Origin of the sequence: Halomonas sp. DN3 (assembly GCF_024137905.1) — a bacterium.
Classification (GTDB): domain Bacteria; phylum Pseudomonadota; class Gammaproteobacteria; order Pseudomonadales; family Halomonadaceae; genus Halomonas; species Halomonas litopenaei.
Genome location: NZ_CP099965.1, coordinates 1,834,176 through 1,846,806, shown reverse-complemented (window position 1 = coordinate 1,846,806; position 12,631 = coordinate 1,834,176). Strand labels below are relative to the sequence as shown.

The 12,631-nt window shown below is 65.8% G+C and carries 10 protein-coding genes; 1 reads left to right on the top strand and 9 read right to left on the bottom strand.

What is annotated here, in order from left to right:
- Position 1: 1 nt before the first annotated feature.
- A complete protein-coding gene (cysM, locus tag NKF27_RS08220; protein WP_045993187.1) occupies positions 2-898 on the bottom strand; it encodes a cysteine synthase CysM in 897 nt (298 codons plus the stop codon).
- A gap of 170 nt (positions 899-1,068) precedes the next feature.
- Here cysM and NKF27_RS08215 point away from each other — a divergent pair, with 170 nt between their 5' ends.
- Positions 1,069-3,954 (top strand): ATP-binding protein, encoded by a 2,886-nt coding sequence (locus NKF27_RS08215; RefSeq protein ID WP_253556014.1) that lies wholly within the window; start codon positions 1,069-1,071, stop codon positions 3,952-3,954.
- 95 nt (positions 3,955-4,049) lie between these two features.
- Here NKF27_RS08215 and acpS read toward each other — a convergent pair whose 3' ends face one another.
- The 8 genes from acpS to NKF27_RS08175 form a co-directional block, all read right to left on the bottom strand.
- Positions 4,050-4,430, bottom strand: a complete 381-nt coding sequence (gene acpS / locus NKF27_RS08210) for a holo-ACP synthase (RefSeq protein WP_108132704.1) — start codon at positions 4,428-4,430, stop codon at positions 4,050-4,052.
- Between the two features lie 84 nt (positions 4,431-4,514).
- Positions 4,515-5,324: a pyridoxine 5'-phosphate synthase gene (gene pdxJ / locus NKF27_RS08205; protein WP_253029395.1), complete on the bottom strand. Its 810-nt coding sequence runs from the start codon at positions 5,322-5,324 to the stop codon at positions 4,515-4,517.
- Positions 5,325-5,793: 469 nt separating this feature from the next.
- Positions 5,794-6,492: a DNA repair protein RecO gene (gene recO, locus NKF27_RS08200; protein ID WP_108132702.1), complete on the bottom strand. Its 699-nt coding sequence runs from the start codon at positions 6,490-6,492 to the stop codon at positions 5,794-5,796.
- Between the two features lie 79 nt (positions 6,493-6,571).
- Positions 6,572-7,471, bottom strand: a complete 900-nt coding sequence (gene era, locus NKF27_RS08195) for a GTPase Era (protein ID WP_045993485.1) — start codon at positions 7,469-7,471, stop codon at positions 6,572-6,574.
- Positions 7,468-8,157 (bottom strand): ribonuclease III, encoded by a 690-nt coding sequence (rnc, locus tag NKF27_RS08190; protein ID WP_045993484.1) that lies wholly within the window; start codon positions 8,155-8,157, stop codon positions 7,468-7,470. The genes era and rnc overlap by 4 nt, the downstream gene beginning before the upstream one ends.
- 57 nt (positions 8,158-8,214) lie before the next feature.
- Positions 8,215-9,018 (bottom strand): signal peptidase I, encoded by an 804-nt coding sequence (lepB, locus tag NKF27_RS08185; RefSeq protein ID WP_253556013.1) that lies wholly within the window; start codon positions 9,016-9,018, stop codon positions 8,215-8,217.
- Positions 9,019-9,111: 93 nt separating this feature from the next.
- The gene (gene lepA, locus NKF27_RS08180) at positions 9,112-10,929 is read right to left on the bottom strand and encodes a translation elongation factor 4 (protein WP_045993482.1); all 1,818 of its coding nucleotides are present in this window, start codon (positions 10,927-10,929) and stop codon (positions 9,112-9,114) included.
- A 206-nt stretch (positions 10,930-11,135) separates the two neighbouring features.
- On the bottom strand, positions 11,136-12,557 hold the full coding sequence (locus tag NKF27_RS08175) for a DegQ family serine endoprotease (protein ID WP_222516985.1): 1,422 nt from the start codon (positions 12,555-12,557) through the stop codon (positions 11,136-11,138).
- Between the last annotated feature and the right edge of the window lie 74 nt (positions 12,558-12,631).

The following is a 12,631-nucleotide window of genomic DNA, read 5'->3' as shown; positions in this document are numbered from 1 at the left end:
CTCAGGACTCCGGCGCCAGCAGACCGGTGGAGAGATAACGATCTCCCCGATCGCAGACGATGAACACGATCACCGCGTTCTCGACCTCTTCGGCCACCCTGAGCGCCCCGGCCAGGGCGCCCCCAGAGGACACCCCCGCCAGGATTCCTTCTTCCCGGGCCAGTCGGCGCATGTGTTCTTCGGCCTCGTGCTGGCCGATGTCCAGTACCCGATCGACCCGCTGGGGTTCGAATATCTTCGGCAGGTAGGCCTCGGGCCAGCGTCGGATCCCGGCGATGCTGGCGCCGTCCTCGGGCTGCAGGCCGATGATCTCGATGTCGGCGCGCTGCTCCTTCAGGTAACGCGACACCCCCATGATGGTGCCGGTGGTCCCCATGGAGCTGACGAAGTGGGTAATCCGACCGTCGGTCTGCTGCCACAGCTCGGGGCCGGTGGTGCGATAGTGACCCAGCGGGTTGTCGGGATTGGCGAACTGGTCCAGCGACTTGCCCTCGCCTCGGGCGACCATGGTATCGGCCAGGTCCCGGGCCTCTTCCATGCCGCCTTCCTTGCTGACCTCGATCAGCCTGGCACCGTAGGCCGCCATGGCCTGCTTGCGCTCGCTGGACGCGTTCTCCGGCATGATCAGCACCATGCGATAGCCCTTCATCGCCGCGACCATGGCCAGGGCGATGCCGGTATTGCCGGACGTCGCCTCGATCAGGGTGTCGCCGGGGGCGATCTCGCCGCGCTTTTCGGCCTCGTCGAACATCGACAGGGCCGGCCGATCCTTGACCGAGCCCGCCGGATTGTCACCCTCAAGCTTCGCCAGCAGCACATTGTTGCGCCCGGCGCTGATGCGCTTGAGGCGGACCAGCGGGGTCTTGCCGACCAGCTGGTCGAGGTAGGGGAATTCCATAAGACTTTCCTTGTAACGTCATCTGACGCCATTATATCGACGCCCCTCGCCACTGGACAGGCATGGTCCCATGGGGTGACATGGAGACGTACGAGGCGGCGGTGGCCGCTCTTCGTCCGCGCCTATTCCCGGCCAGGAACGCAGCGCCTATGAGTTTAAGAACACGGTTGATGCTAGCCCTCGTGGGGCTGCCGCTGCTGCTGCTGGGGCTGGCGATCAGCCTCGCCTTGTATCAGGACCATGGCCTGCGCGAGGCCGCCATGGAAGAAAACCTCTCTACCGCCACCCGGCTGGTGGCCCCCGAGATGGGCGAGGCCCTGTCGCTGGACGATATCGCCGGCGTTCAGGCGGCTGCCAATCGCCTGATGGATATCCCCAGCGTCCGTGCCCTGCGCCTGGTGCAGCAGGATCAGGTGGTGCTTGAACTCGGTCGGCTGCGGGCCGAAGCGCTGAACGTCGAGGCTCCCGGCCAGGGGCTGTTGACCCAGCACTATCGCCAGTGGGTGTTGACGACGCCGATCACTGCCGTGGACGGCGCCTACCTGACCCTCGATATCGACGCCTCGCTGCTGCTGCTCGCCACCTACAGCGATATCGCCAGGGGCGCCATGATCCTGCTGGTCTGCGGCCTTCTGCTGTTTCTGGTGGCCTTCACCCTGGGCCGCCGCCTGACCCAGCCGCTGGATGATATCGCCCACCTGCTCGACCAGCTCGCCGCCGGGCGTCAGCCCCACCACCTGCCGCTGGACCACCCGCTGGAGCTCGCCGAGCTGGGGCGCCGGGTCAACGCCCTGATCGACCACCAGGCGCGGGCGCGCGAAGACCTGCAGCAGCAGATCGAACACGCCACCTCGGAACTTCAGGAGTCCATGGAGACCATCGAGGTGCAGAACATCGAGCTCGACATGGCCCATCGCCAGGCGGTGGAGGCCAACCGGGTCAAGTCGGAGTTTCTGGCCAACATGAGCCATGAGATCCGCACGCCGCTCAACGGCATCATCGGCTTCTGCCGGCTGCTAGGGCGCTCGTCGCTGGACCCGCGTCAGCGCGAGTGGCTCGACCAGGTGCAACGGGCCTGCGACAACCTGATGTCGCTGGTCAACGATGTGCTCGACTTCTCCAAGCTCGAAGCCGGTCGTCTGGTACTGGAACAGGTGCCGGTGGACCTCCAGTCGCTGGTCGACGAGGTGCTGGGGCTGCAGGCTCCACTGGCCCAGCAGAAGGGCCTGCAGCTGCTCAGCCTGATCTATGACGACGTACCGGCGGAAATCACCGGTGATCCGCTGCGACTGCGCCAGATCATCACCAACCTGGTCAACAATGCCATCAAGTTTACCGACCGCGGTGAGATCATCGTGCGGGTCCTGGTCGAACAGTCCCGCCACGAGCGCTTCACCCTGCGCATCAGCGTCAGCGATACCGGCATCGGCCTCAGTGACAGCCAGCAGCGTCGACTGTTCCAGGCCTTCCGCCAGGCCACCGCCGGACACAGTCGCCAGTACGGCGGCACCGGCCTGGGGCTGGCCATCTCGCGGCAGCTGATCGAGCAGATGGGTGGCACCATCGGCGTAGACAGCACACTCGACCACGGCTCCACCTTCCACTTCACCCTGCCCCTGACCAGCACCGCAAGCCAGGTGCGTGCGCCCGAACTGGCGCTCGACCAGGCCTCGATCTTTGTCGAGGAACCCCACGGCCCCACTCGTAGGGCCCTTTTGCATATGCTCGAACAGTGGGACGCCCGGGTTGTGGCGAGCCCCCAGCAAGCCGCGCTGGCACTGGAAGCCATCGCCATCGAGGAGCTCGAAGAGGGCCGCATCGGCGAGCTGCGCGCACGACTCAGGCAGCGCAACTGTCCCACCCTGCTGCTGATCAATGCAGGACTTCCAGATGTGCCCGGACTGGGCCTGCCCGATGGCTCGAGCGTACTGTCCAAGCCGTTGGCTCGCCAGACCCTGGCGGAGGCGGTGGAAGGCGCCCTCGCCGGTACTCGCCACAGGCCGAGCCTGCCTGCGCCGACGTCCCCGCCGGCGCTACCGTCTCGCCAGCCCTATGTGCCCGACGAGACGTCGACAGCGGCCCCGGCTGCACCGCCCCAGTGGAACAACTCGCAGACCCCGCCGCCTTCGCCGGACACGCAAACCTCTATGGCCAGCCTGCTGATCGTCGATGACAGTGAGACCAACCGCCTGCTGCTGCGAGAACTGGTGGAAGGCCCGGAGCGGCGCGTGACCCTGGCCACCAGTGGGGAAGAAGCCCTGGCGCTGGCCCAGCAGCAGCTCTATGACATGGTACTGATGGATATTCGCATGGGTGGCATGGACGGTGTGGAGACGACCCAGGCGATCCGCCAACTCAGCCTCGCCTGGGCGAAGCGACCGATCATCGCAGTGACCGCCCACGTGCTGGAACACCAGCGCCGAGCGCTTCTGCAAAGCGGCATGGACGATGTGCTGATCAAGCCACTCGACACCGAGTGCCTCGACCGCCTGCTTATAGAAAGGCTGGGCAGCGGCCTGACGGAGACGACCCCGGCGCCGAATTCGCCGGTCACCGACAAGTATCGACAGGACGCCAGTGACGCTGATGACTCGGTCGAGCCGGCCGTCCCAGACCAGGCCCATGGCAAGGAGCGAAGCAAGGACCATGGCAAGGACCAGGGCCAGACGCGTGACAACAGCGACGACCAGGGCAACGACCTGCCCGACATCGACATCGCCCTGGGCACCCGCCTTGCTGGCGGGCGCGAGGCGCTGGCCAGGCAGTTGCTGGCGAGCCTGGGGGCATCGCTGGACGAGACCCGTCGAGAGATCGAGGCGGCGCTGGCGGCCGAGGACGAAGAGACCCTGCTCGATAGCATCCACGCCCTCAACGGTGCCTGCCGCTACTGCGGTGTACCGCGCATGGCGCTGCTGGTGGAAACCCTCGAGACCCGACTTCGCTCACGCGGGATCGACGGCGTTCGTCCGCTGCTGCCCACCCTGGAGCAGGCCATGACCCAGGTCGAGCGCTGGCAGCAGGACAGCGGAGAAACCCCACTGAAGGGACCGGTTTAGCCGACGCGGCCAACTATCGCTCGCAACTATCGCTCGCACTTCGGACAACAGCGCCTGATCGTTCAACGACCGATCCTGTAGCGCCCCCGCAGCGATCAACGCCTTTCGAGCACCACGAAGGCCAGTGCCACATCGCTCTCGTCGCTGAGACTCAGGTGACAGGCGCCGACGCCCGCCTGGTCGGCCAGACGTAGCGCCTCCCCCGAGACCACCAGCTCCGGCCGCCCCAGGGGATCGTTGACCACCTGTATCTCGGTCCAGCGCATGCCATGGCGAAGACCGGTGCCCAGTGCCTTGAGCCAGGCCTCCTTGGCGGCGAAGCGCTTGGCCAGAAAGGCCGAAGGCCGTGGCGCCTCGGTGTAGCGCTCGGCTTCCAGCGGCCCCAGGATACGCTCGGCGAAGCGCGCGCCATGGCGCGCAATGGCCGCGTCGAAGCGTTCGATCCGCGCGATATCGGTGCCGATGCCGAGGATCATGCCAGGGCTCCGACAGACCCGGTATTCCCGGGCAAGGTCCCGACAGACAGACCTCCTCGAGCCGGCGTTGACATCGGCAACGCTTCAGTGCTGATGGTCGTGGTCGTGCTCATGCTCGTGCTCTTGCTCAAATTCGTCGATGGCCGCGACCAGCCCCGCCTCGTAGCCGGCCAGCATCAGTCGCTTCATCTCCGCCACCGCCTCCTTGAGGCCGACGAACAGCGCCCGGGCGATGATGGCGTGACCGATATTGAGCTCGTTGAGGCCGGGGATGGCGGCGATGGCCTCGACGTTGTGGTAATGCAGGCCGTGACCGGCGTTGACGATCAGATCGAGCTCGACGCCCATTTCGGCGGCGGCCACGATGCGCTGGTACTCGCGAGCCCGCTCGCTGTCGTTATCGGCCTCGGCGAAGGCGCCGGTGTGCAGCTCGATGGCCGGAGCACCGGCGCGCCTGGCGCTGGCGATCTGATCCGGATCGGGATCGATGAACAACGATACCTCTGCCCCCACGGCGGCCAGTCGGCGACAGGCGGCTTCGATGGCGTCGAACTGGCCGACCACGTCCAGGCCACCTTCGGTGGTCAGCTCCTCGCGCTTCTCCGGCACCAGACAGACGTGGGCCGGACGTACCTCTTCGGCCAGCGCCAGCATCTCCTCGGTCACGGCCATCTCGAGATTCATGCGGGTGTTGAGAACCTCGGCCAGCAGGCGCACGTCGCGTTCCTGGATATGACGGCGGTCCTCCCGCAGATGGACGGTGATGCCATCGGCGCCGGCTTCTTCGGCGACCAGGGCCGCCTGAATCGGGTCGGGATAGCGGGTACCGCGGGCCTGGCGCAGGGTCGCGATATGGTCGATGTTGACGCCGAGCAGCAGTCGAGGGGGATGCATCAAGGTTCTCCGTCATGGGGATGAAAGACGAGCCCTATGGTAGCACCGCCGACAGGCCGGCGGTCACCCGCGGCAAGGCGATATCAGCGCGCTGAAGCGTCAGCGAGACTGGCGGCGACGCTCGGCCATGGCGACCATCAGCGCAGCGGACGGTCGCCCAGCAGCGGCGCCAGGGCGACAAGGGTCAGCGCGCCTGGCGGCGCCGCTCGGCCATGGCGACCATCAGCGCACGGGAGCGCAGAGGACGGTCGCCAAGCAACGGCGCCAGGGCGACAAGGGTCAGCGCGCCTGGCGGCGCCGCTCGGCCATGGCGACCATCAGCGCACGGGAGCGCAGCGGACGGTCGCCCAGCAGCGGCGCCAGGGCGACAAGGGTCAGCGCGCCTGGCGGCGACGCTCGGCCATGGCAACCATTAGCGCGCGGGAGCGCAGCGGACGGTCGCCCAGCAGCGGCGCCAGGGCGACAAGGGTCAGCGCGCCTGGCGGCGCCGCTCGGCCATGGCAACCATCAGCGCACGGGAGCGCAGCGGACGGTCGCCCAGCAGCGGCGCCAGGGCCGCACGCGATAGCGCCTTGGCCGGCCCGGCGAGCCCGGCCTCGCCCCAGTCGGCCCCGGCCAGCAGGCGCAGGGTGCGCCCGTCGATGCCGCGCTCTGCGACGACAAAGGCCCGACTGCCGGGCTCGAAGCGGTAGCGCCGCTGGGGATCCAGGCCGCCACCGTCGGGCGTGGTGAAACGCGGCGCGGCGTCCAGCGCATCGAGTAGCGCAAATTCGAGCCGACGCAGGGCCGCAGCGCGGGAGGCCGGCGTCGCCAACTCGTCCAGCGCCGAGGTGTAAAAGGCAAACACCTGCCCCACCGGCAACTCCACCGGCAGTAGTCGGGTCAGCAATTCGTTGGCGTAGAGACCGCACAGCAGCCCCTCGCCGGCGAGCATCGCCGCCGGGCCACGGGACTCGATCAGCCGCAGTCGCTTGAGCTCGCGATCGCCCTGCCAGGTCAGGTGCAGGGGCGCGAACGGCTGCATCTGACTGCGCGAGCGACTACCGGGACGCTGCACGCCCTGGGCCACGGCGCGCACACGACCGTGGTCCAGAGTCAGCAGTTCGACCAATGCACTGGTCTCGCGGTAGGGACGCTTGTGGAGCAGAAAGGCGGGCTGGGGCTGCATGGGGATCCCGACGTCGGGGCAACAGGATCACAACAGGACCATCGTCGTCGATGATCCTGCCGGGGCGCGGGGGAACGGCTCAGTCGAGGTCGTAGCCGAGGCTCTTGAGGGCGCGTTCGTCGTCGGACCAGCCACGCTTGACCTTGACCCACAGGTTGAGCATGACCTTCTTGTCCAGCGCCCGCTCCATATCCAGGCGTGCCTCGCGGCCGATCTTCTTGATGCGATCGCCGCTGTCGCCGATCAGGATCTTCTTCTGGCCCTGACGCTCTACCAGGATCAGCGCGCTGATGTGCACCACCCGGGCCTCGTCACGAAACTCCTCGATCTCGACGGTCATCTGATAAGGCAGCTCGTCGCCGAGCTGGCGCATGACCTTCTCGCGTACCATTTCGGCAGCCAGAAAACGCATGCTCTTGTCGGTGACCTGATCTTCCGGGAAGAAGTGGATCCCCTCGGGCAGGTGCTTGTCGATCTCGGCCTCGAGCTCCGGCACATTGGTACCGTGCTGGGCGGCGATCGGCACCACCGCGGCGAACTCGCGCTTGTTGCCGAGCTCGGCCAACCACGGCAGCAGGGTGGCCTTGTCCTGCAGGCGGTCCACCTTGTTGACCGCCAGGATCACCGGCGCCTCGACGTTGGCCAGGCGGTCCAGCACGATCTGGTCTTCCTCGGTCCAGCGGGTGCGGTCGACCAGAAAGACCACGCAGTCCACGTCCCGCAGGGCCTGCACCGCCGCCTGGTTCATGAAGCGGTTGATCGCCTTGTTGCGGTCCTTGCCGAGGATATGGATACCCGGGGTGTCGACGAAGATGGCCTGAGCGTCGCCTTCGGTCTTGATCCCCAGCACCTGGTGGCGGGTGGTCTGCGGCCGCCGCGAGGTGATCGAGATCTTCTGTCCGAGAATACGGTTCATCAGGGTGGACTTGCCGACGTTGGGACGGCCGACAATGGCCACGAATCCACAGGTCTGACTCATGCGCTGACTCCCTTGGGATCGAGGCGTTGCAAGGCGCTTTCGGCGGCCATCTGTTCGGCGTGGCGGCGGCTGGCGCCGGTGCCGACGGTGTGTTCGTCGAGCATCTCGACGTGGCACTCCACGGTAAAGGTCTGGGCGTGGGCCTCGCCTTCCACCGAGGTCACCTCGTAGCGAGGCAGCGGTGCCTGCCGGGACTGCAGAAACTCCTGCAGGCGGGTCTTGGGGTCCTTCTGGGACTGCTTGAGGTCGATGCGCGCCAGGCGCTCCTCGAACCAGGCCAGCACCCGCGTGCGTACCGCGTCCATGCCGGCGTCCAGGTAGATGGCACCGATCACCGCCTCGACGGCGTCGGCGAGGATCGATTCACGCCGATGGCCGCCACTTTTCATCTCGCCGGAACCCAGGCGCAGGCATTCGCCAAAGCGCATCTCCCGGGCCAGCTCCGCCAGGGTCTGGCCCTTGACCAGGCGCGCCCTCAGGCGCGAAAGCTGGCCTTCACGGGCCTCGGGAAAGCGCTCGAACAGCGCCTCGGCGATGACAAAGTTGACGATCGAGTCACCCAGAAACTCGAGGCGTTCGTTGTTGCGCCCACCGAAGCTGCGGTGGGTCATGGCCAGTTCCAGCAGACTCGCGTCCTGGAATTCATGGCCGATGCGGCGACTGAAGGGGGTCAGGGAATTGCTCACGACGCTCCTGTTAACTCTTTGTGCTGACGATGGAAGAACCAAGCGGCGTTGAAGCGATCACGGGATCGTCCTCACGCTGGAAAAGCTCGGCAGTCCACCGTCCCAATGCATCCATACCGCGAAGGCCTTGCCGACGATGTTGGCTTCCGGGATAAAGCCCCAGTAGCGGCTGTCATTGGAGTGGTCCCGGTTGTCGCCCATGGCGAAGTACATGCCCTCGGGCACCACGACGTCGTGGACCAGCGGGCCGCGATCGCGGGGATTATTGTAGATCTGATGCTGATGTTCGCCCAATTGCTCGGAGAACAGCAGCTCACCTGGAGCGCTGTCGGGCGCGTCGTCGAGCAACGTCTTGGGTACCGGCTCGCCGTTGACGTAGAGCTGCTTGTCGACGTAGCGCAGGGTATCGCCGGGCAGTGCCACCACGCGCTTGATGAAATTCACCGCCGGGTCCTGGGGATAGCGGAAGACCATGACGTCACCCCGCTCCGGCTCGTTCAGGTCGAGGATCTTGGTGTTGGCCACCGGCAGCCTCAGGCCATAGGTGAACTTGTTGACCAGGATGAAATCCCCGACCTCCAGCGTCGGACGCATGGAGCCTGACGGAATCTGAAACGGCTCCACCACGAAGCTTCTGAGCACCAGCACCACCAGCAGCACCGGAAAGAACGACTTGGCGTAGTCGACCGGCCAGGGGTCCTTGCGCGAAAGCTCCCGAGCGGACAGATCCACGCCTTCGGTGGTGCCGGTTTCGGCAGCTGCGGTGACGGCTTGACGCCGGGGGCGCCACCAGACCAGGTCGAGCAGCCAGATCAGACCGGTGACGGCGACCGCGATCACCAGCAGCAGGGAGAAGTCCATATCAGTGTTTCCAGGTGGCTTGTAAGTCGGTATCTGAGGGAGGGGCAAGCCGTCCCGGCGTCACACCGGGACGGATCGACCGCCGCTGGGGCATCAGTCGTTCACCTTGAGCACGGCGAGGAAGGCGTCCTGAGGGATCTCCACGCGACCGACCTGCTTCATGCGCTTCTTGCCGGCCTTCTGCTTCTCGAGCAGCTTCTTCTTGCGGGTCATGTCGCCGCCGTAGCACTTGGCGGTCACGTTCTTGCGCAGCGCCTTGACCGTGGAACGGGCCACGACCTGGCCACCGATGGCGGCCTGGATCGCCACGTCGAACATCTGACGCGGGATCAGCTCTTTCATCTTCTCGACCAGCACACGACCACGGCTGTGGGCGTGATCGCGATGGATGATCACCGCCAGGGCATCGACCCGGTCGCCGTTGATCAGCACGTCGAGGCGTACCAGCTTGGCCGCCTCGAAGCGCTCGAAGTTGTACTCGAGCGAAGCATAGCCCTTGGAGATGGACTTGAGCCGATCGAAGAAGTCCATGACGACTTCGCTCATCGGCAATTCGTAGGTCAGCTGGATCTGGCTACCCAGGAACAGCATGTCCTTCTGGGTGCCGCGACGCAGCTCGCACTCGCTGATGACGTTGCCGACGAATTCCTGGGGCACCAGGATGCTGGCGCGCACGATGGGCTCGCGCATCTCCTCGACGTCGGCCATGTCCGGCAGCTTGGACGGGTTGGAGACGTAGCTGACGTCACCGTTCTTCATCGCCAGTTCGTAGACCACCGTCGGCGCGGTGGTCAACAGGTCCAGGTCGTACTCGCGTTCCAGACGCTCCTGCACGATCTCCATGTGCAGGGTGCCGAGGAAGCCGACGCGGAAACCGAAGCCCAGGGCGTCGGAGTTTTCCGGCTCGTAGTCCAGCGAAGCGTCGTTGAGCGCCAGCTTCTCGAGCGCGTCGCGGAAGTCTTCGTAGTCGTCGGCGCTGACCGGGAACATGCCGGCGTAGACCTGGGGCTTGACCTTCTGGAAGCCCGGCAGCCGCTTGACGTCCGGCGTCTTGGCGTGGGAGATGGTATCCCCCACCGGAGCCCCCTGAATGTCCTTGATACCGGCCACCACGAAGCCCACTTCACCGGCGCGCAGGATGTCGGTCTCCTTGCGCAGCGGGGTGAAGATGCCGACCTCGTTGGCCTGCCAATCACGTCCGGTGGACAGGATGCGAATCTTGTCGCCCTTCTTGAGCACGCCGTCGAAGATCCGTACCAGCGATACCACGCCCAGGTAGTTGTCGAACCAGGAGTCGATGATCAGCGCCTGCAGCGGCTTTTCGGGGTCGCCCTTGGGCGGCGGAATATCGCGCACCAGCCGCTCGAGCAGCGCATCGATGCCCAGACCACTCTTGGCCGACACCTGACAGGCGTCGGTGGCGTCGAGACCGATGATTTCCTCGACCTCGTGGGCGACCTTGTCGGGGTCCGCCTGGGGCAGGTCCATCTTGTTGAGCACCGGCAACACCTCGAGCCCCTGCTCGATGGCGGTGTAGCAGTTGGCCACCGACTGGGCCTCGACACCCTGGGCGGCGTCCACGACCAGCAGTGCGCCCTCGCAGGCATACAGCGAGCGCGACACCTCGTAGGAGAAGTCGACGTGCCCCGGGGTATCGATGAAGTTGAGCTGGTAGGTCTCACCATCGTTGGCGTGGTAGTCCAGCGTCACCGACTGGGCCTTGATGGTGATGCCGCGCTCGCGTTCCAGATCCATGGAGTCCAGCACCTGATCCTTGAGCTCGCGCTCTGACAGGCCACCGCAACTCTGGATCAGGCGATCGGCCAGGGTGGACTTGCCATGGTCGATGTGAGCGATGATCGAGAAGTTACGTATATTATTGATTACCTTGCGGTTATCAGGATCAGACATGCAGGATGATTCCATCTTGAGAACGCACCGGACAGCGACAGGCTCGCCCTGCCCCGATGACGCGGAAAAAAAAGTTGGCGCTATTGTACCGGCATCCCCTGCCCCGCGCATCCCAAGCCGTTGCGGCGGCTCGATTCGATATCACAGGACGACAACGCCCGAGGGCCATGGCGGCCCTCGGGCGTCGTCGGTCAGCGGGACGCGCCTCAGTCGTCGGCCAGGCGCAGCGCCACGAACAGCGAGCGACCGTCACGGTACAGACGAACCGGCACCGCCTGATCGGCAGGCAGCTCACGCACCAGCTGGCTCAGCTGGCGACCGCTTTCCACCGCGACCTGGTTGACGCTGACGATGATATCGCCACGCCGGATGCCGGAAGCCGCCGCCACGCCTCGCGGGTCGACGTCGCTGACCCGCACGCCGGCGTCGATGCCGTACTTGTCACGCTCGGCGTCGGACAGCGACTGCACCGCCAGACCCAGGCGTGCCGGCGAAGCGCTGCCGGACGACTGACCGCTGCCACCGGCCAGTTCCTCGGGCCAGTCGCCCACGGTGACGCTGAGGGTCTTGCGATCCCCGGCGCGCAGCACGGTCAACTCGACCTCGCTGTCCGGAGCGACACGGCCGATCAACCGCGGCAGGTTGCTGGAGCGCTCCACCGTCTCGCCATTGACCGCAAGCACGATATCACCGGCCTGGACGCCGTCACGCGCCGCAGGTCCGTCGGGATCGACGTCGGCGATCAGGGCACCCTCGGGGCGGTCCATGCCGAACGACTCGGCCAGGTCCTTGGACACCGGCTGAATCATCACACCGAGCCAGCCCCGGGTGACGTGACCTTCGCTTCGCAACTGGTCGGCGATGTCCATGGCGACATTGATCGGAATGGCGAAGGACAGCCCCATGAAGCCACCGCTACGGGTGAAGATCTGGGAGTTGATGCCGATCACCTCGCCGTCGAGGTTGAACAGCGGCCCGCCGGAGTTACCCGGGTTGATCGCCACGTCGGTCTGGATGAAGGGCACATAGGCGTCACGCGGCAGGGTGCGGTTGATCGCCGAGATGATGCCTGCGGTGACCGAGTGATCGAAGCCGAACGGCGAACCGATGGCGGCCACCCACTCCCCCACCTTGAGGTCGTCGGAGTCACCTAGGGATAGCGTCGGCAGATCGCTGGCATCGACCTTCAGTACCGCCACGTCGGTCTTCTCGTCGGCCCCGACCAGCTCGGCCTTGAGGTCACGACGGTCATTGAGGCGCACCATGATCTCGTCGGCGCCCTCCACCACGTGGGCGTTGGTCATGATGTAGCCGTCCGCGTCGATGACGAAGCCGGAGCCCAGCGACTGACGTTCCTCGGTGCGACCACCGCCTCCGCCGGGCGGCACCGGGAAGCGATCACCGAAGAAATGACGGAAGATGTCGGGGATTTCCTGGCCACCGAAATCGCCGAAGGGCGTGGAGTAGCCCTCGGTGACCCGGGTCGTCGAGATGTTGACCACGCCGGGGGCGGCCTCTTCGACCAGTTCGGTAAAATCAGGAAGATCCCTGGCCAGGCTGGATTGGGCGACAACCATTCCCACCACCAGCGTCATCCACATGGACAGGGTGCGAGTCATTGGCTTCATGCAAGGCTCCTGCGTAAGACTCAGATAGGACTCAGAGTGCATCGAACGCAACCTCGAGGGTCGCTTCTTGTAGT